The sequence below is a fragment of the Paraburkholderia sp. BR10882 genome (assembly GCF_040948855.1).
GTDB classification, from domain to species: Bacteria; Pseudomonadota; Gammaproteobacteria; order Burkholderiales; family Burkholderiaceae; genus Paraburkholderia; species Paraburkholderia nodosa_A.
Window position 1 is genome coordinate 892,249 of record NZ_JBFPKP010000001.1, and the last position, 18,476, is coordinate 910,724.

Sequence of the window (18,476 nt, forward strand, 5' to 3'; positions counted from 1 at the left end):
GGGCGATCAGCCGTCGCGCAGCGAGCGCAGGACGTCGCCGGTGTGCAGCCCGAAGCTGCCCGACTGGCGATCGGCGAAGAAACAGCGCAGGGTCTGCCCGACCGTTGGGAACGCAATGTCGTCCCAGGGAATTTCGTGCTCGTCGAAAAGCCGCACTTCGAGACTTTCCTCGCCGGCTGCGATATCGATGTCGAGCAGGCGCGCGAGATAGAACAGATGCACCTGATGCACACGCGGCACGTTCAGCAGTGAAAAGAGGTTCTGCACCTCGACGCGCGCGCCGGCTTCCTCGAGCGTTTCGCGTGCCGCGGCTTCGGCGGTCGTCTCTCCCATCTCCATGAAGCCGGCGGGCAGCGTCCAGTAGCCGTAGCGCGGCTCGATCGCGCGGCGGCACAACAGCACCTTGTCTTCCCAGACCGGAACCGTGCCGACCACGTTGCGCGGATTCTGATAGTGGATGGTGCCGCAGTGTGAGCAGACGTAGCGTTCGCGATTGTCGCCGGGCGGAATGAGCAGGCTGACCGCCTGACCGCAAGTCGAGCAGAATTTCATGGGCACGATAGGGGGATGGGTGATGCGAGTTTATCACCGCTCAGCGGCTTCGCTCATGTGCCCAACGATGGGAAGACCGCGCCTGGAAGAGGCGTAAACGGAAAAAGGGTTACAGGCCAATGACCTGTAACCCTTTCGAATTCTGCTGGTTGCGGGGGTAGGATTTGAACCTACGACCTTCGGGTTATGAGCCCGATTTCACTACACAACGTACAACGTCGGGCCACGGCCGCCTACGCGACAAACGCCTGTTTTATCAATTGGTTAGGTGTATAATTTGGTGTCACGTGTTGCTGCATGTTGGCGGCGGACAGTACCCAAAGATTACCCAAAACGGAATTTTCCCCGTGACCCAGACCCGAAAGCGCTACGCGATCACGCGCGATTTCGTGCGCGACCTCATCCCGACAGGCGAACCGCAGGAATACGCCGACGACATACTGACCGGCTTTTCCGTGCGCGTCACGGCGCGGGGCAAGCGTTCCTACTGCATGCGCTACAAAGCGCCGGACGGCACCTTCCCGAGAAAGACTATCGGATCGTACCCCGCTATGAGTCCATCCGATGCCCGCGAAGCCGCCCGGAAACTGCTCGACACGTCGCCGCAGAAGAACGACACGCCCGCGACGATCATTGAGAAAAAGCAGCGCGCCGCCGACACGATCCGGCGCGCGCATGGTGTGCCGACGCTGCGCGCGTTCCTCGACACCGACTACACCGCCTACCTCGAAGCGAACAGCATCAGTACGGCGAACGCCGCGCTTGTGAAGTCGTCGTTTCCTGAATTCCTCGACCGTGCGCTTGATGAGTTCACGCCGTGGCTGCTCGAAGGCTGGAAGGCCCGCGCCGCGAAAACCGGCATCAAGCTCAAGACCATCGCGAACAAACTGCACGCCCTGCAAGGCCTGCTGCGCGTGGCGACCGATGCGGAACTCATCGCCGACAACCCGGCGCGCAAGGTCAAGCGCAACGGCAAGGCCGATGTCGTCGTGCGCTATCTGTCGACCGACGAACGTGAACGGTTGTACGCGGCAATGGAGGCCCGCGAAGAAGCGAACCGCGATGCACGGCAACGCACCATCGCACACCGGCGCATGCGCAGGCTCAAGCCGCCGCCTTCGCTGCGGCACGTGCGTTACACCGACTATCTGCAACCGCTTGTCGTGACCGCGCTCAATTCCGGCATGCGCAAGGGCGAATTGCTGGCGCTGCAGTGGGATGACATCGATCTCGAAATGCGCACGATCCATGTGCGCCGTGATGTGGCCAAGAGCGACAAGCGCCGCGACATTCCGGTCAGTGACGAACTGCTCGCCTGCCTGAAGGTCTGGAAGGCGCTCGCGCATCGCGTGTTCGTGTTCGCCAACATGGAAACCGGCGAGCCGTTGACCGACTTCGGTAACGCGTGGGACGCGCTGCTCGAAGCGGCGCAGATCGAGCGGTACAGGTTTCACGATTGCAGACACACCTTCGCGAGCCAGTTGGTCGCGGCCGGCGTTGACCTGTACCGCGTGAAAACGTTGTTGGGGCATTCGAGTTATGCGATGGTCGAACGCTACGCGCACCTCGCACCGGACCACCTGCACGCCGCCGTCGCCGCAGCGTTCAACGGCCCCGCGAAAAAGCGCGCGTCACGCAAGGCGGCAGTATGAGCGCGCGTCGCAAGACACTCACGGACCAGTATCGCGACGTGCTGCGCGAGGTGGGCCATGATGCGGAAACGTACTCGCCGAGCTACCCGCCGCGCGTCGTATCGCGCGATGAAGCGTACGAGATTGTCGATGACGTTTTCAACAGAAACAACCTCTACGACCGCGATGATCTGGATGGCGCGCGCGACGATCTTGCAGCGTTGCTGGCGCGCGCACTGTCCGGCGAAGGTGCATTCCTCGCACTGCTCAATAGCCGCATCAGCGGCAGGAACAGAACCGTTATCACGGACGCCATGCGGAAGGACATCAAGCGTGCTGACCGCAAACTGAAACTCGAGGGCGTCACGACGAAGCGCGAGCGGACGGAGCGACTGGCCGAAACGTTCAGGATTCCCGCCGACACGATCCGCAAGATCACGCCGAAACTGGCGCGCGGACGGCCACGGAAAACAGGATAAGTCCTGGTATCGCGAAAAGATTAAATGGCGTGCTTTGTACGCCATTTTTTTTGTTGCCATGATTTACGCGTATCCACCCCAATACGTGAGAGGCAACGAATGAAAACTCAGGCGAAAGCAACGTCGAACGTCCCCGACCCGAGCCGCGCAATCGCCGCCGCGGACAAGGCAACCGGCGCAGCCGAGAAGGCGCACGGTGGGCCGCGCACGAAAGCCACGCCACCAAACTCGAAGGATGCAGGTACAACTGCCGGCGTGCCGCAACCGTGGACACCACCAAAGTTCGATCCCGAACACGGTGCAATGACGCAGGTGGAATTCTGCGCGCGCTATCACATCGACCGTTGCACGTTCTACCTGATGCGCAAGCGCGGCGACGCCCCGGACGTAGTGATGATCGGCCGCAAGGTGCTCGTCACGTACAAGGCCGCGCGCGAGTGGGAGCGACGCATGGAAGAACGCGCCCGCGAGGAAGCAGCAACGAACGCAGCGTAATCCACAGGACAACGCGGCCATGCGAGCCGCGATCACAGAATGGGCGCACTTCGAGGACACATAACGCGCCACTTACCTGTGGAGGCCGCTATGGTCGATCACAAAGGAAGGCCCGCGGCGAAACGCGGGCCAGTAACTCAATCCAACAACGATGACAGGAGCAAGCCTACTCACCTATCACCCGAAGCGCAATCCCTGAAGCAGCGCACCGAAGCCGCCATCGAGCGCGAACTCGCGCGCTGCGAGCGCAGCATGTCGCCCGCGCAGTGGCGCGAGCATCGCGAGTGGATTACCGACTACGTGAACGAGGAAGCGCTCCAGTGGTTGCGTAGTCGTGGCAGGGGCTCGCGATGAAGCCGACCGATGAGGACTATGCCCGCTCGGAAGCGATCAACCGGCCACATCGCTCAAACGGATACGACGACGCTGAAGCGCCTGGCGAGGCGCATCACGTCGTATTCACGCCGCTTGTTGAGTGCGTGGTGTGGGCGAGCGACATCACGTTCGGGTCGCACCCGCCGCCGAAACAGGTGATCCAGAAACTGGGTGCCATGGCGCAGGTCGTCAGCCTGATCGCGGGTTCGCAGGTTGGCAAATCAACCGCCGCCACGTATCTCGCGTGCATGAAGGCGGGCGGCCTGCCCGTGCTCGGCCTGCAAACGGCAGAGGGCAGCGTCATCTACGTTGCAGCCGAATCGCCGGGCAACATCATCTCGCGCATCGCTGGCGTGAAGATGCATCACGGACTGGATTACATACCGCTCGCCGTGGTGCCGAAGCCGCTCGACCTGTTCAGGCAAAGCCTCGAAACCGCATACGCCATCCGCCAGCTTGCCGCGGACATGGAGGCGCGCGGCATGCCGCCCGTGAACCTGATCGTGATCGATACGCTTTCCGCGTCGCGCGGCGAGGCCCGGGAAAACGACAACGGCGACTTCGGCATCATACGCAACACACTCAAGACGCTGGCCGTCGATCTGGAAGCGCTCGTGGTCATCGTGCATCACACGCTCAACGGCACGGATGAGGCGCGCGGCGCGAAGTCGATGTTCGCCGACCTCGACGGCGAGCTGCTGCTGACGCTGGCCGGTGGCGACCTGCGGGCGCTCAGGGTGACGAAGCAGCGCGACCTGGGCTCGCAAGGATTTACGGTCCACCTGCGCATGGTGAAACTCGACACGGGCTTGTTCGATGAGTTTGGCGAGCCGGTCACGGTGCTCGTGGCCGAGGATACCGACGAGATCCCGCCAGCGCAGCCCAAATCCGAAGTGCCGAAGAAGATGTCCGATTCAGCCAGGCTGGTGATGGATGCGTTTGAGCAGGCGCTGGCCGAACACGGCGTTCCGCTCGCGGTCACGACCATCACGCCATATGGCGGGCGTGGCGTGGAGAAGGAACGCGTGCGTGAGCGGTTCTACTTCCTGAACCATGTTGACGATGCCAGCGAGGAAGCGGCACGGGATAAAGAGAAGCGGCGCAACACGTTCGACAACGGCTGGAAATGGCTCACGGCCAAGCGTGCCATCCAGAGTTCTGGCGTCTATTTCAGGCTTGGCCCGGGTTTCGGCTCACGTGTACGCGTGTAAGCGTGTAGCCCCTAAAGGGGCTATACACGCTTTACACGTTACACGTTCGTGTAGCCGCGCGTAATTACACGCCTCTACACGCTTTACACGAATTGCACGACCAGGTAACGACCTTCGATTACTACACGGAGAGAACAATGGGACGTGGAATGCACGAAGCATCGAAGCAACTGATCGCTGTCGCCACAACCATCCTGCGCGAGATAAAGCCGACTACGGTCCGTAGCGTGTGTTACCAGCTCTTCACGCTCGGGCTGATCGGCAGCATGAGCGACAAGAACGAAACCGGAAAGGTGTCGCGCCTGCTGACCATCGCACGCGAGCGCGGGCTGATACCGTGGCACTGGATCGTTGACGAGACGCGCGAGGTTGAGCAGGCCGCGCAGTGGCGCGACGGTGTGAGTTTCATCGACTCGGTGATGGATCAGTACCGCAAGGACTATTGGCGCGAGCAACCATGCATTGTGGAGGTGATCAGCGAGAAGGGCACCGTGCGCGGTGTGCTCGCCAGTGTGCTCGATGAGTTCGGCGTAGCCTTTCGCGTGATGCACGGCTACGCGTCCGCCACGGCGGTCAACGACATTGCCGAGGCAATCGGCAGACGCGAGAAGAAAACGGTGCTGCTGTACGTGGGCGACTGGGACCCGAGCGGCCTGTGCATGAGCGAAGTGGACCTGCCCGCGCGGCTCGAGCGCTACGGTGGCGACTGGTATGACCTCCGCCGCATCGCGCTCACCGAGGACGACGTTCGCTCGGGCAACCTGCAATCCTTCGACGCCGACACGAAGCGCAGCGACTCGCGCTATCGATGGTTCGTTGAACGCTACGGCCCGCGCTTCTGTTGGGAACTCGACGCGATGAACCCGAACGATCTGCGCGAACGCGTGCGCGCGGAAATTGTGGCGCTACTCGACATCGATGCCTGGAATCACATGATCGAGATTGAGCGCGCCGAGCGCGAATCGATGGAAGCCGTTATGGGTGCATGGCGGGCGACATTGAAGGGCTTGCCGGATTGAGATTCTATTTTGCGACAGGACTGAGAATAGAAGATCGATAGGAAGCGAATGAATCGTTCTTGACTGCGCTTCGGCGCGCGCGCAGTCTATGCGGTGAAGCACGAGCGACCGACCCGCTCAGGGGAATCAACATGGCCTACGACCTCGACGTTTGCCTTTCGCGCAGCGCGCGCGCACTCGCCCTGAGTGGCGGCGACGCGGAAACCGCAAAGGGTTTCATCCGTCGTAACTTCGGCGGCGCACAGCAGGCCGAAGTCGTGATCGACAAAGGCCTGATCGACACCGACACCCTCACGCCCGACAGCGACCTGCTCGGCGCATACGGCGGACGCATCGCCGACCTCATCCGACGCCGCAGCGCGCTCGGCAAGCTCGAACAGTATTTCAAGTTTCAGCACGTGAGGCCCTACGTGCCGTGGCTCGCGCTCGTGAGCGGCACGTCTGCCGCCTGGGTTGGCGAAGCGATGCTCAAGCCCATCGGCGACACGCCCGCTTTCTTGACCGTGCGGCTTCCGGTCAAGAAAATCGCGACGGTTTTGCCGTTCACCGAAGAATCGCTTCGCGTCGCGAATGCCAACGTGGACGCCGCGATTGAACGCGCCTGCGTGCAGGCACTGGTCGATGCCATCGAGGCCACGCTGTTTAGCGCAGGTGCAGGCGACGCGGCCACGCCGCCCGGACTGCTGACCGATGTTGCGGCCGGCACGGGCGACGCGCCTGCGGACCTCGACGCGCTGCTGCAGTCGATCCCGCCCGACCTGCTGGACAAGGGCATCGTGCTTGTGATCAATTCCGGCGACACGCCGCGATGGCTTGCGAGCGGGCTCGGCGATCACGGCACACTGAGCGCACGCGACGGCGGGTTCCTCGCGGGCCTGGGCTGCATCACGTCAACCGCCATTCCGCCCGGCAGCGTCGCGTGGATCTGTCCCGGCGCCATCGCGTTCAGCGATGCCGGCGCACTGATCAGCGCGGCGAAGGCTGCGACGCTCATGCTCGACCTCGGCGACGGCGAAGGCCCACAGATGGTCTCGCTGTGGCAGAACAACCTGCGCGCAATCCGCGCCGAACACTGGCTGAACTGGCAGCCGCTCGCCGATGTCGTGGGCGGCGCGATTACCGGCGTGTTTCCCGCCCTGGCGGCGCGCACGATGATCACGCCGGCGAAGGCAACGAAGCGCGCGAAGGGAGCGTGATCATGTGCGACCTCAACGCCTATGTTCCCGGTTGCCAGTGCTATCGCTCGCAACAGGAATTCGATGAAGAAACGGCACGCTGCGACGCCGACGCGGCAATCGAGCGCGTTCTCGCGCGTCTGCTGCGCGGCGAGTTCGTGGCCGAACCGGACCCGCTGGCGCTGATGCTCTATGACCTCGTGCGAGGCGAGGACGTGGCCGATTTCATCGTGTGCGCCCGGCGCAGCATTGCATGGTGGGATAGCACTGGCGGGCAACACTACCGCAGCCTGAACACGATCCATGCGCGCATGCGCATTGCAGCGTGAGGTCGTCATGAACGACGAACGCGCCTGCACGATATGGATCAGGATTGAGGACTCGGTTCGCGTCGATGCGCTCGCCACACTCTACAGGCGCGACCGGCGCGAAGTGCTGCGCGATCTGATCACGTTCGCGCTGCGCACCCTTACCGACAAGTCCGTAATGCCCGGTATGTTGCCGGCGGATAGTCCTGATGCCGATATCCCGCCCGTGCCGCGTATCACCACACTGCGGCGCGTGCCGTAGGGAGAGACGGATCATGAAAACGGTCATGCTATGCGCTCACGTGATCGCGCGCGCCGCAGAAGGCGGTGCCGCTGCGGAAATCGTGTTCGGCGCGACGTATGCCCGCGCCGTGCAGGCCCTTGCGAAGCGCGCCGTAATGGATCACGCACAATGGCTCAAGCTCGAACTGCGAGACGGTCACGTGATCGCGGCGCAACCCGACGCGCCAGTGCTGCACCGCTCGTGAGCGGGAAGGCCCGCGCGAGTGGTGGGCGTTGTCCTGCCCGCGCAGGATTTGTCGCGCGATTCGCGGCGCGAGGTCGCGGGAGGAGCCCGGGGCGTGCTCCGGATGTTCCGGGCGAGCGTGCTGGTCAGCGCCCCCGGTGGTCCGCTCCCAGATGCGCGGCTCGAACACCGGGGGTCAATGCCGCAGGTACCGGCCAGAATTGTCGCCATGACCCTAGCGCGACCCGGCTGGCACTGGGCGCTAACCAGAAGCGTGGAAGGCACCGGGGCGACTCCGGTGGTTTCGTGGTGGCCTTGACGCGCGACCGCACGCGGGTTCCATCCGTGCGCCGCCGACGCGCACGCAAATATCGTCGGCGGTTCATGACAAACGGTGAGCGGCGGTGCTTGCGGCCTTTTTCTGCTTATTCGCGAATTCTAGAAAGGAATGTCAACTTCCATAGAGTTCGCCAAATCAACCAAGTAAATAATCTGTGAAGCGCACACCGCCAACACATATTCGGTCACTTCTAGCGTCGCCTTGCCACCATTCGCCCCTCCGTGCCCCACTCCGTCACCTCCGCTTCGAAACGCATAAACGCCAGTAACCGTCAGACAGATGGCTTTGGGCACAGAGACTTCGGTTGTCGATCCGAGCCACTTCACAAGGTCGCCTAACGTCGAGGCTTTGGCCATCGGAAAGAGGGCCTTGCCCGCAGCCTCTACGGCACACACGGCCTCTTTCACCGCGTTTTCATAGTCAGGGCGCGTCGGGTGACGAAAAAACTGAAGGGATTTGTCAAAGTGTGTTCGCGCACTCGTGAGGCGAGAGTCACCAAGCACAACCTGTGACTTAGCCGCCAGTTCCACTGTGTGCTTTCGTCCGCGTCTGCGGACGGCACCTTCTGTGAACTCGTATGCAAGGTCCTCTTCGAGGAAAAGCCGCTGAAGCTCGATCGCGATGTACGTCTGAACATCGCCACGAGAGAAATCAACGACGTAGCCGTTGAAGTGCTCCTCATGTCCGACTTCTTGAGCTAGATGGCCGTACAAGCGCTCACAGAAGTCATAGACCTTATCCCAACCAAGGCCTTCAAGGGCTGCCGCTGCGTTTGTGCTGGCTACCTCTAGGCTCGACGAAGAAGAAGAGTTATACGTGACAACGGGCAGCCGCCCAATTCGATGCAATTCGCGAGCAACCACCGTCCAGTCGGCCAAGTATTGACGCTCGACGAGGTCATATAACAAATGCAGCAGTCCGCTCCTCGCTGAAGGTGGAAAGTCGGAGTCAATTTGCCGGTGCTTTCCTCTGGATCGAGCCGAGAACGGAGGTTGTGGCGAGGGTGTCATGGTTCCGTGGTCTAACGTTGTATAAACGGCTGCCGAATTATCTGTGACCAAGTTTTAGCCGTTGATTTTGACTCGTTGCTGTCCTTCGGCGAGTTTCCCCAAGAACTCCAAGCTAGCTGAAACGTTGGCGTTGGAGAACCGTTAAATGGCTAGTGTTCGCTCATGCAGAAAATATGCTGACGCCCTCCATCGATGGTTCGACGGCTGCCCACGGCGTTCCGGCATGCACTCGTGGATCAACGTTTGAGTAACGCCGAGCCCATTCGATGTAATCGTCATTACCGGGATGAAGGCTGAGAGTCGTCAGCGCCGCATCAAAACTTCTACCGATAACGTCGCTTACTTGCCTCTGATCTTCCATGGCCGAAAATGACACGCGAAGACTTGAAGGCGTATCAGCGCACACCAGCATAATGGGGTCTTTGTTGAATTCGATATCTCGCCAGAACTTCGAAAGGTTGAAGGGCCTCCCACCTCGGAAATACCAACACGCGTGCCAAACATAACCCGGTCGGTTACCAAGTTGCTCTTCATTTCGAGCCAAAGGCTCCGCCCATGGACGGCGTGAGATCGAAAGCCTGAAGCTCGTGTCGTACTGCTTCCTCGCATGGTCAATCAGACTCGCCTCTGAATGTTCTTGATGTATCCAGTCTCTGACCAGTACATCTGACCACTCCTGATTCGGCTGCAATTGATCATTGAACGACGACATTGCCAGAAACGCGCCGCCATCGAGGTCACGAAGCGTCTGTTCCAAGCGATCAAGGTCGTCACTATGTGGTCTACGACAGTGGCCAATGCGATTTCGAATCGCCTTTAGTTCCTCGATTCTGCCTGCCCAGATTTTTTGAGCCGGTAGATAGAAGCGAAAAAGCTGCCATTGATCGACTGTCAATTGCAATAACGGTCCCGCATCAAGGTAGGCAAGCCGGTCCTGTGCGTCGGGAGTTCGCATGTGGCGATACTCCTCGTCCTTTTGCTGACGATCAGCGGAGTTTACCGGCAGCACGTCTGCCCACGCCGAACCCATCGCGCTGCGAAGTTCAAGGTAGACAAGAGAGCGCAGCCAAGTCTCCAGTTGCCACCAGCGACTGTAGAGCGCAGAAGCGGTAGCAGGCATCCCGCTGTTGCTCCAGCCCGCGGACAATGCCCGCTGAACCTGATCGGACAGCTTTTGCCAGTCGGAGTCTTCTGAAGGTGTCACGGTAGCCTTCCACGGTCGCGCGTGATTTGAACTGCAGCCGATGATAGCAGTTGCCGCGCGTAAGCCTGAGGATGAAGCGGCGGCCGTGTGGTGACCCAAACGATAGGTGGCTTCGCAGATCCGTTTGCCATGACGACATCCGCCGTGATGGTGGGTGACGATGGGAATTTTAGGTGGCAGCAGGGCAACTCGGCCGTACAGCGGGCTTGGCGTGCGCTTGTGGTCGTTGGGAAGGCCGGGTGCACCGAGCCCGTTGCAGGCCCGGAAAACAAAAAACCCGCCGAAGCGGGTTTGATGGTCGGGGTTCGGTTTCGCAGGAATTTGGCGGTGATTACCCACCTGGTACCCAAAATCTCGAAAAGTACGAACTACCCAAAACTGCGAAAATTGCGCAAAGCCTTACTGGGCTTTGGTTGCGGGGGTAGGATTTGAACCTACGACCTTCGGGTTATGAGCCCGACGAGCTGCCAGACTGCTCCACCCCGCGTCCGTCGAAGAAAAGATTATATGACAGTTCGCGCCGCGTTGCAACAACAAATGACGAGCGCCTTTCCACGCGTTTGCAAAAAGTTTGCAGGACACGCGTGGATGGCTTCTTGAATCGTCAGGATAGAATCGGGGCTCGTTCGGCGCCGTGCACGCTCTTCGCGATGTTCACGCTGCGCCGTTGCCTTGTACAACGCACTGCGACAACGCACTGCGCTTCATTTGCCTCTTCCATGGACATTCCCCTCGACCTGCAATCGATAGCCGCGCAAGAGCATGCGCTGGTGTTCCCGCGTTTCGACGCCGATCGTGCCTGGCAGCTCGGCTCGCATCTGCATGAACTCGCGCGCGCCCGCGCGCTGCCCGTCGCCATCGATGTGCGCACCTTCGGCCAGCAGCTCTTCTTTTGCGCGCTGGACGGCGCCACGCCCGACAATGCCGACTGGGTGCGCCGCAAGTCGCGCGTGGTCGAGCACTTTCGGCGCAGCTCCTATGCGATCGGCCTGCGCATGCAGCAAACCGGTTCGACGCTTGCCGACAAGCACGGCCTGCCGATCGCCGATTTCGCGCCGCATGGCGGTTCGTTTCCGCTCACGGTGGAGGGTACGGGCGTGATCGGCTCGATCACGGTCTCGGGCCTGCCGCAGCGCGCCGATCACGAACTGGTAGTCGAAGCGCTCTGCGCGCAACTCAACGCCGACTACGCGCAGCTCGCGCTCGCGAAGGTCTGAGACGATGCGCATTCCTCCGTTCTCGGCCTGGACCTGGCTCGTCATCGCGATCGTCGCGGAAGTCATCGCCACTTCTGCGTTGCGCGCGTCGGATGGCTTCACGCGGCTCGTGCCGTCGGCGATCGTCGTGGTGGGGTATGGCATCGCGTTCTACGGGCTCTCGCTCACGTTGCGCAGTTTGCCGGTGGGCATCGTCTATGCGGTGTGGTCGGGCGTGGGCATCGTGCTCATTACGCTCGTGGCGATGGCGCTCTATCGGCAGGTGCCCGATCTGCCGGCCGTGCTCGGGCTCGGGCTCATTGTGGCCGGCGTGGTCGTGCTGAATCTGTTCTCGAAGATGCAGGCGCATTGAAAGACGGCGGCCGAACCGGCCACCGCACTGGCCACATTCGCGCCAGACATTGCGCCTCGCGCGTAACATGGCCGGTTACCGCCGTGCACCGCGTCGTCCTCCGGCGGCAGTGCTTTCTGCTGATTTTCCCCATTGGGGCTGGACATGATCATTCGTTTTCCCGCCGACGCGCCGCTCTATCGCGACGCCAATCTGACCGTGGTCTTTCCCGCGCTCGTCGACGGCACACGCGTTCCCTGCGCGATTTCCGTCGAGGCGCTCGAGGACCATTTCGGTGCGCTGCCCGCGAACCGCGACGCGTGGATGCAGGCGTTCGACGCCGGCCGATCGCGCATCGAAGCTGTGGCGCGCGCCCATCTCGAACTCAGCAACGGCACGCCGGTGCTGCTCAAGAGCGGTCACTTTCCCCCCGGACGCCTGGACTCGTAGGCTTGTACGCGTAGTCAGGCACGCCCCGCACGGGCGTCACGGGAAATTTCGGTTGCCGCAACTGGCTAGCGTCGTCATGAGCATCGTCGAACGCAAGGACCGCGAACTCCACGCAAGGCACGCAGCGCGCGCGCACGATCAGCGCGAGCGCATCCTCGACGCTGCGCGCCGCATCGTCATGCGCGAAGGGCTCGCCGCGCTCTCCATGCGCAAGATCGCCGACGCGATCGGTTATTCGCCTGCGTCCCTCTATCTTTATTTCGCCGGCCGCGACGAGATTGCCGAGGCGCTCGGCCGCGAATGTTACGCGCAACTGCTTGCGCAGCTCGAACCGCTCGCGCTGATCGCCGACGCGCGCGAACGGCTTCATGCCCTCGCGCATGCATACGTGGCGTACGGCTGCGACCATCCGCAGACTTACGAACTCATCTTCATGGCGCACAAGACGCGCGCGGAGCACGTGGGACCGGCCGCACGCCGTCATCGCGCCGCGCTGGCCGAGGCGGCGGGCGAGCCTGAGGCGGGCGCTGCGCCGGCCTGCGGCGCACAACTCTTTGCCGCGACGCTGTCCGTGCTGACGCCGCCAAGCGGGGCGCATGTCGATGGGCCCCTGCTTGCGCAGTCGCTTTGGGCCACGCTGCACGGCGCGGTGATGCTCACGCTCGCGCGTGCCGGCTTTGAGCACGCGGCGCCCGGTCCGTTGATCGACGCCACGCTCGATGCGTGGTTCGGCGCGCGCGCCGCTGCGGCTGCGTCGTCGGCCGCGCAAGCGCCCGGTGTGGCGTCGTGATAGCCTCAGAGTGCCTGTGATCGCGCCTCGCCCGATTCAGGCGCCGCTCATCGTTCTGCCTTGCCAATCGCCATGTCACACGAAGCCAACGCAAGCCCGACCGCAGCCGACGCCGACTCGCACGTGCTTACGCGCGTAGCGAACCGCATCGGCTATATCGAACTCGAGCGCCCGCAGGCGCTCAATGCGCTCACCACCGCCATGGTCCGCACGATGCACGCCGCGCTCGATCGCTGGCGCGACGACCCGGGCGTGCTCGCGGTGATCGTGCGTACGCGCCACCCGCGCGCGTTCTGCGCGGGCGGCGACATTCGCTTTTTGTACGAGTCGTACCGCGCGGGCGACCAGGCGGCGCTCGACACGTTCTTCGCCGACGAATATCGCCTCAACCACGCCATCTTCACGTTTCCGAAGCCGTACATCGCGATGCTCAACGGCGTGGTCATGGGCGGCGGCATGGGCATCTCGCAGGGCGCGCATCGCACGGGCGGGCTGCGGCTCGTGGGTCCGACCACGCGCATGGCGATGCCGGAGACGCGCATCGGCCTCTTTCCCGATGTCGGCATGGGCTGGTTCCTCGCGCGCACGCCTGGCGCGATCGGCCGGTATCTCGCGGTGACAGGCGAGACGCTCGATCAGGCGAGCGCCGTGTATGCGGGCCTGGCCGATGCGTCGCTCGACGAGTCTGCGTGGCCGGCGCTGCTCGATGCGCTGGAGAGCGAGCCGTTTGCGAGCGGCGCGGAAGTGGTCGCGCGCATGCGCCAGGCGGCGCTGCCCGCGCCCGAATTGCGGCGACTCGCCGAAGGATCGTCGCTGGCCGCGGTGCGCGGCTGGATCGACCAGCATTTCTCGCTCGCCGATGTGCCGGCCATGCTGGCATCGCTCGAAGCCGCTCGCCATGCGCGCGCGGGCGACGAGGCAAAATGGGCCGGGCAGATGGTGGACGTTCTGCGCGAGCGTTCGCCGCTTTCCATGGCGGTGTCGCTCGAGGTGGTCTCGCGCGCGGAGGGCACGATGGCCGACTGCCTGCGCCGCGACCTCGACCTCACGCGCTCGAGCTTCGCGATTGGCGACGTGCTGGAGGGCATCCGCGCGCGCATCATCGACAAGGACAATCAACCGCATTGGCGCTTCGCGAATATCGAAGACGTGCGCCGCGAAGACGTCGAGCGGATGTTCGAGAGCCCCTGGCGCTTGATGGAGCACCCGCTGCGCGAACTCATCGGTTGAGCTGGCTGGCGCGAGGGAGCAGTGGAGGAGGTGTGAGGGGGAAAGCGCGGTGGGAAAACGCGGGCCGCGCATGGCGCACGGCCCGCAGGCGCAGTCAGTCTTCGGCCGTTTCGCTCATGAACGCGCGCATGAAAACCAGCGCGCCCCAGCCCCACATCGCATTCGAGGCGAAGCCCGTGGCAAGCCGCGGCAGCATGTTGCCGGTCGGCCAGATGCCGCGCAGAGGATCGACGACGAACACCATTGCCGCAGTGAGGACGATGCCGCCGAACACGAAGGCCTGAACCCACGGCGCGGGCCGCGAAGGCGACACGCGCAGCAGCCACGCCATCAGCACGGCCCAGATGGCACTCCAGATCGCATTCACGAGGAACTCGGGCAGCCCGAGCGGCTGGAATGGGTTCGTCGAAAATCCGGCCGCGTCGATGACCTGGGCGGCATGCAGGAGCGCGAGCGTCGCTTCGCGAAAGAAGAGCGACGCGAGAAAGCCGGATACGAACGGCAGAATCAGTTTTTGCATGGAATCGTGCGAGAGCTTCTTGGCCTCGCTGCGCAACGCGCCTTATGGAGCGTGATGCGCGCGGCGTGCCGGTGTTTTTGTGGGTGCGTGCGCCATTATATCGGCGCGCGGTGCGCGCGAGGCGCACCGTACGCTAAAGCGTCGGGTAAAGCACGAAAGTGGAAAACCTAAGCTCAAAAAAATCGTTCTAAAGGGTGCGAGCGGTCCCTAGACTGGTTCCCCATGAAGACGGCGCCGCCGTCGCCGGGCGCTCTCGCGAGGCGCACGGGGAACGCGCCGGCGCATTCCGTCTGCTGTCGAATCCTCTCAATCGAGCCACGAGCGGCGCATTCGCTTGCGCGGCGTGCCCGCGCGTGCTCGCTGGTCGGCAGTCACCCGATTCGTTTCGAATTTCCAGGCAGGAGCAATGCATGAATGTGTTCTGGTTCATCCCGACCCACGGCGACAGCCGCTATCTGGGCACGACCCAGGGCGCGCGCGCGGCCGATCTCGCGTATTTCCAGCAGATCGCCGTCGCCGCCGATACGCTCGGCTATGAAGGCGTCCTGCTGCCTACCGGGCGCTCGTGCGAGGACGCGTGGGTCGTGGCGTCGAGCCTCATCGCCGCGACACGGCGCCTGAAGTTCCTCGTGGCGATCCGCCCCGGCCTCTCGTCGCCGGCACTCTCCGCACGGATGGCCGCGACGTTCGACCGGCTCTCCAATGGCCGTCTGCTCATCAACGTCGTGACGGGCGGCGACACGGCCGAGCTGGAAGGCGATGGCCTCTTCGTCGATCACGACACGCGCTACGAAATCACCGACGAGTTCCTGCATATCTGGCGCAAGCTGCTCGCCGCATCGCACGCGAACGAGGCGATCGATTTCGAGGGGCGACATCTGCGCTCGGTAGGCGGCAAAGTGTTGTATCCGCCAGCGCAGCATCCGCATCCGCCGTTGTGGTTCGGCGGCTCGTCGCCGGCCGCGCACGCCATGGCGGGCGCGCACATCGACACCTATCTGACGTGGGGCGAGCCGCCCGAAGCCGTCGCGCGCAAGATCGCCGACATCCGCGCGCGCGCCGCCGAGCACGGCCGCACGATCCGCTTCGGCATTCGCCTGCACGTGATCGTGCGCGAGAGCGAAGACGAAGCGTGGGCCGCCGCCGACAAGCTCATCAGCCACCTCGACGACGAGACGGTTGCGCGCGCCCAGGCCGCATTCGCGAAGATGGATTCGGAAGGCCAGCGCCGCATGGCCGCGCTGCACGGCGGCAAGCGCGGCACGCGCAAGGACCTCGAGGTGTATCCGAACCTGTGGGCTGGCGTGGGCCTCGTGCGCGGCGGCGCGGGCACGGCGCTCGTCGGCAATCCTGAACAGGTTGCCGCGCTCATGAAGGAATACGCGCAGCTTGGCATCGAGACGTTCATCTTGTCCGGCTATCCCCATCTCGAGGAATCCTACCGGTTTGCGGAACTCGTGTTCCCGCTGCTGCCTGGGCGCACGGCGAAGGGCGCGGGCGGCCCCCTTTCGGGGCCTTTCGGCGAAGTGGTCGGGAATCACTATCTGCCGAAAGTGAGCCAGAGCTGAGGCGCTGGAGAACGGCAGCAATCGTGGAGGATGCAACGATGACGCAATCCGTAGTAAGGGCCGCACCCGCGCGCGATCACACCACCCCAGGCGGTGCGCTGCGCGCCGCGCGGAGATTCGTGCGGGGGAGCCGGCGGCGGCTCGCGCCCTGGCTAGTGCCGCTGGCGGTGCTGGTGATCTGGGAGATCGCCGCAAGAAGCGGCGCGCTTTCGACGCGCGTGCTGCCCGAGCCGCTCGCCGTGGTGCGGGCGGCCTGGTCGCTGATCGAGTCGGGCGAAATGTGGGCGGACGTGCGCGTGAGCACGTGGCGGGCGCTTTCGGGGTTCGCGATCGGCGGCGGCATCGGGCTCGTGCTCGGATTGGCTACCGGGCTTTTCAAGCCCGCGGAAACCGCGCTCGATTCGACCGTGCAGATGGTCCGCAATATCCCGGCGCTCGCCATGATTCCGCTCGTGATTCTGTGGTTTGGCATTGGCGAGGAGGCGAAAGTCTTTCTCGTGGCGCTGGGCGTGTTCTTTCCCGTCTACGTGAATACGTTTCACGGCATCCGCTCGGTGGACGCCAATCTGGTCGAGATGGCGCGCAGCTATGGGCTCAAGGGTTTCGCGCTCTATCGCGAGGTGATATTGCCGGGGGCGTTGCCATCGATTCTCGTCGGCGTGCGCTTTGCGCTTGGGCTGATGTGGGTGACGCTGATCGTCGCCGAAACGATCTCCGCGCAGTCGGGCATCGGCTACATGACGATGAACGCGCGCGAATTCCTGCAAACCGATGTGGTGGTGGTCGGCATCCTGCTCTATGCGGCGCTCGGCAAGCTCGCCGACTGGCTTGCGAAGTCGCTCGAACGCGTGGCGCTGCGCTGGCACCCCGCTTATCAACAGGAGAACGAAGCATGAGCGCGAGTCAACTGGCGTCGAATTACGGTGTGGGGTGGGAAGATGCCGGTCGCGTGCAGGCGCGCGAGCGCAACGACAGGGCGCAAGCGGCGCGCGAGGGCGTGGCACCGCGTACGCCTACGCCCGAAGTGGACGCCGCCGTTGCCCTTCGCGGTGTGGGCAAGCGCTACGGCGAGCACGCCGTGCTCGCCGGCTTCGACCTCGCGATCGAGCGCGGCAGTTTTGTGTCGATTGTCGGACGCAGCGGTTGCGGCAAGTCCACGTTGCTGCGCCTGATCGCCGGCCTCGAAACGCCCGACGAGGGCGTCGTCGAGCGGCGCGGCGCAGATGGCGCGCCGCTCGATACGCGCATCATGTTTCAGGACGCGCGCCTCTTGCCGTGGAAGACCGTCTTGCAGAACGTGATGCTCGGACTCGGGCGCGGCGCGCGTGACGACGCCCGCGCGGTGCTCGACGAAGTGGGCCTGCTCGCGCGCGCCGACGAGTGGCCGGCGCGCCTCTCGGGAGGCCAGCGCCAGCGCGTTGCGCTCGCCCGTGCGCTCGTGCATCGTCCGAGCCTGTTGCTGCTCGACGAGCCGCTCGGCGCACTCGACGCGCTGACGCGCCTCGAGATGCATGCGCTGATCGAGCGCCTTTGGCGCGAGCATCGCTTCACCGCGTTGCTGGTGACGCACGACGTGCACGAAGCTGTCGCACTCGGCGACCGTATTCTGCTCGTCGAGGCAGGGCGCATCGCGCTCGATCAGCGCGTGCCGCTCGAGCGCCCGCGGGCGCGCGTCGACGCACGCTTTGCTGCGCTCGAGGAGAGCGTGCTGCAGCGCGTGCTAGGCCACGGCCCACTGCCAGCCGCCGGGCGGCCAACGGGCGCAGTGGCTTAAATTATTCATCAGGAATCCTGTTGTTTTTACTCGAACCCACGGAGCCGAATCTATGAGCATTACCGCTATCAACGTGCGCAACCAGTTTCGCGGCAAGATCAAGGAAATCATTCGCGGGCCCGTCGTTTCGGAAGTCGATGTCGATACGGCATTCGGCATCGTCACCTCGGTCATCACCACGCGCTCGATCGACGAACTCGAGTTGAAGGTGGGCTCGGAAGTGGTCGCGCTGGTGAAGTCGACGGAGGTCTCGATCGCGCGCCTGTGAAGCGTGCCCGCGCGCCGGCGCCGCCTGCGAGTCGCGGCGCGCGCAAGTGCTAGCATGAACCGT

At 63.5% G+C, this 18,476-nt stretch carries 23 protein-coding genes and 1 tRNA gene; 19 read left to right on the plus strand and 5 right to left on the minus strand.

The genetic code is table 11. The annotated features are described in order from the left end of the window. Nucleotides 1-6: 6 nt before the first annotated feature. Nucleotides 7-552, minus strand: coding sequence for an NUDIX hydrolase (locus AB3X99_RS04120; RefSeq protein WP_069267568.1), 546 nt, complete (start codon nt 550-552; stop codon nt 7-9). Between the two features lie 347 nt (nt 553-899). Between AB3X99_RS04120 and AB3X99_RS04125 the strand changes: the two genes are divergently transcribed. The 10 genes from AB3X99_RS04125 (at nt 900) to AB3X99_RS04170 (ending at nt 7,733) form a co-directional block, all read left to right on the plus strand. Further along, entirely contained in the window at nt 900-2,204 is a 1,305-nt protein-coding gene (locus AB3X99_RS04125) for a tyrosine-type recombinase/integrase (protein ID WP_368616176.1), read from the plus strand. Beyond that, nucleotides 2,201-2,662: a hypothetical protein gene (locus tag AB3X99_RS04130; protein ID WP_368616177.1), complete on the plus strand. Its 462-nt coding sequence runs from the start codon at nt 2,201-2,203 to the stop codon at nt 2,660-2,662. The genes AB3X99_RS04125 and AB3X99_RS04130 overlap by 4 nt, the downstream gene beginning before the upstream one ends. Before the next feature lie 99 nt (nt 2,663-2,761). Next, the gene (locus AB3X99_RS04135; RefSeq protein WP_368616178.1) at nt 2,762-3,157 is read left to right on the plus strand and encodes a hypothetical protein; all 396 of its coding nucleotides are present in this window, start codon (nt 2,762-2,764) and stop codon (nt 3,155-3,157) included. Nucleotides 3,158-3,247: 90 nt separating this feature from the next. Beyond that, a complete protein-coding gene (locus AB3X99_RS04140; protein WP_368616179.1) occupies nt 3,248-3,511 on the plus strand; it encodes a hypothetical protein in 264 nt (87 codons plus the stop codon). Then, nucleotides 3,508-4,743: an AAA family ATPase gene (locus AB3X99_RS04145; RefSeq protein WP_368616180.1), complete on the plus strand. Its 1,236-nt coding sequence runs from the start codon at nt 3,508-3,510 to the stop codon at nt 4,741-4,743. Before AB3X99_RS04140 ends, AB3X99_RS04145 begins: the two co-directional genes overlap by 4 nt. A 137-nt stretch (nt 4,744-4,880) precedes the next feature. After that, nucleotides 4,881-5,762, plus strand: a complete 882-nt coding sequence (locus AB3X99_RS04150; protein ID WP_368616181.1) for a hypothetical protein — start codon at nt 4,881-4,883, stop codon at nt 5,760-5,762. Between the two features lie 131 nt (nt 5,763-5,893). Then, entirely contained in the window at nt 5,894-6,958 is a 1,065-nt protein-coding gene (locus AB3X99_RS04155; RefSeq protein WP_368616182.1) for a phage major capsid protein, read from the plus strand. 2 nt (nt 6,959-6,960) lie between these two features. Further along, nucleotides 6,961-7,266 (plus strand): hypothetical protein, encoded by a 306-nt coding sequence (locus tag AB3X99_RS04160; RefSeq protein WP_368616183.1) that lies wholly within the window; start codon nt 6,961-6,963, stop codon nt 7,264-7,266. A gap of 7 nt (nt 7,267-7,273) precedes the next feature. Then, a complete protein-coding gene (locus AB3X99_RS04165) occupies nt 7,274-7,507 on the plus strand; it encodes a hypothetical protein (RefSeq protein WP_368616184.1) in 234 nt (77 codons plus the stop codon). A gap of 13 nt (nt 7,508-7,520) precedes the next feature. Continuing rightward, on the plus strand, nt 7,521-7,733 hold the full coding sequence (locus AB3X99_RS04170) for a hypothetical protein (RefSeq protein ID WP_368616185.1): 213 nt from the start codon (nt 7,521-7,523) through the stop codon (nt 7,731-7,733). A gap of 416 nt (nt 7,734-8,149) precedes the next feature. On the opposite strand, the gene AB3X99_RS04175 is transcribed toward AB3X99_RS04170, so the two are convergent. The 3 genes from AB3X99_RS04175 to AB3X99_RS04185 all read right to left on the minus strand — a co-directional run bounded on the left by AB3X99_RS04175 (nt 8,150) and on the right by AB3X99_RS04185 (nt 10,752). Further along, complete coding sequence (locus tag AB3X99_RS04175) at nt 8,150-8,929, minus strand: hypothetical protein (protein ID WP_368616186.1); 780 nt, start codon at nt 8,927-8,929, stop codon at nt 8,150-8,152. 292 nt (nt 8,930-9,221) lie between these two features. Further along, nucleotides 9,222-10,604 carry a Swt1 family HEPN domain-containing protein gene (locus AB3X99_RS04180; RefSeq protein WP_368616187.1) on the minus strand — a complete coding sequence of 461 codons (1,383 nt, stop codon included), beginning with the start codon at nt 10,602-10,604 and terminating at the stop codon, nt 9,222-9,224. Nucleotides 10,605-10,675: 71 nt separating this feature from the next. Further along, nucleotides 10,676-10,752 (minus strand) — tRNA-Met (locus AB3X99_RS04185). A 232-nt stretch (nt 10,753-10,984) separates the two neighbouring features. On the opposite strand from AB3X99_RS04185, the gene AB3X99_RS04190 reads away from it, so the two are divergent. The 5 genes from AB3X99_RS04190 (at nt 10,985) to AB3X99_RS04210 (ending at nt 14,283) form a co-directional block, all read left to right on the plus strand. Then, nucleotides 10,985-11,482: a heme-degrading domain-containing protein gene (locus AB3X99_RS04190; protein ID WP_342945649.1), complete on the plus strand. Its 498-nt coding sequence runs from the start codon at nt 10,985-10,987 to the stop codon at nt 11,480-11,482. Between the two features lie 4 nt (nt 11,483-11,486). Further along, nucleotides 11,487-11,834 (plus strand): multidrug efflux SMR transporter, encoded by a 348-nt coding sequence (locus AB3X99_RS04195; RefSeq protein ID WP_042268604.1) that lies wholly within the window; start codon nt 11,487-11,489, stop codon nt 11,832-11,834. A gap of 144 nt (nt 11,835-11,978) precedes the next feature. Further along, complete coding sequence (locus tag AB3X99_RS04200; protein WP_069267565.1) at nt 11,979-12,263, plus strand: DUF1488 domain-containing protein; 285 nt, start codon at nt 11,979-11,981, stop codon at nt 12,261-12,263. A gap of 76 nt (nt 12,264-12,339) precedes the next feature. Next, complete coding sequence (locus tag AB3X99_RS04205) at nt 12,340-13,053, plus strand: TetR/AcrR family transcriptional regulator (protein ID WP_368616188.1); 714 nt, start codon at nt 12,340-12,342, stop codon at nt 13,051-13,053. Between the two features lie 72 nt (nt 13,054-13,125). Continuing rightward, the gene (locus AB3X99_RS04210; RefSeq protein ID WP_368616189.1) at nt 13,126-14,283 is read left to right on the plus strand and encodes an enoyl-CoA hydratase/isomerase family protein; all 1,158 of its coding nucleotides are present in this window, start codon (nt 13,126-13,128) and stop codon (nt 14,281-14,283) included. A 94-nt stretch (nt 14,284-14,377) separates the two neighbouring features. Here AB3X99_RS04210 and AB3X99_RS04215 read toward each other — a convergent pair whose 3' ends face one another. Next, nucleotides 14,378-14,803, minus strand: coding sequence for a hypothetical protein (locus AB3X99_RS04215; RefSeq protein WP_069267614.1), 426 nt, complete (start codon nt 14,801-14,803; stop codon nt 14,378-14,380). A gap of 410 nt (nt 14,804-15,213) precedes the next feature. Here AB3X99_RS04215 and ssuD point away from each other — a divergent pair, with 410 nt between their 5' ends. From ssuD to AB3X99_RS04235, 4 genes are read left to right on the plus strand one after another with little or no spacing between them, the layout of a single operon-like run. Beyond that, the gene (ssuD, locus tag AB3X99_RS04220) at nt 15,214-16,371 is read left to right on the plus strand and encodes an FMNH2-dependent alkanesulfonate monooxygenase (protein ID WP_342945652.1); all 1,158 of its coding nucleotides are present in this window, start codon (nt 15,214-15,216) and stop codon (nt 16,369-16,371) included. A 38-nt stretch (nt 16,372-16,409) separates the two neighbouring features. Further along, nucleotides 16,410-17,267, plus strand: a complete 858-nt coding sequence (ssuC, locus tag AB3X99_RS04225) for an aliphatic sulfonate ABC transporter permease SsuC (protein ID WP_342945653.1) — start codon at nt 16,410-16,412, stop codon at nt 17,265-17,267. Continuing rightward, on the plus strand, nt 17,264-18,145 hold the full coding sequence (locus AB3X99_RS04230) for an ATP-binding cassette domain-containing protein (protein WP_368616190.1): 882 nt from the start codon (nt 17,264-17,266) through the stop codon (nt 18,143-18,145). Before ssuC ends, AB3X99_RS04230 begins: the two co-directional genes overlap by 4 nt. Nucleotides 18,146-18,197: 52 nt before the next feature. Beyond that, entirely contained in the window at nt 18,198-18,413 is a 216-nt protein-coding gene (locus AB3X99_RS04235; protein ID WP_028204871.1) for a molybdopterin-binding protein, read from the plus strand. Nucleotides 18,414-18,476: the final 63 nt, after the last annotated feature.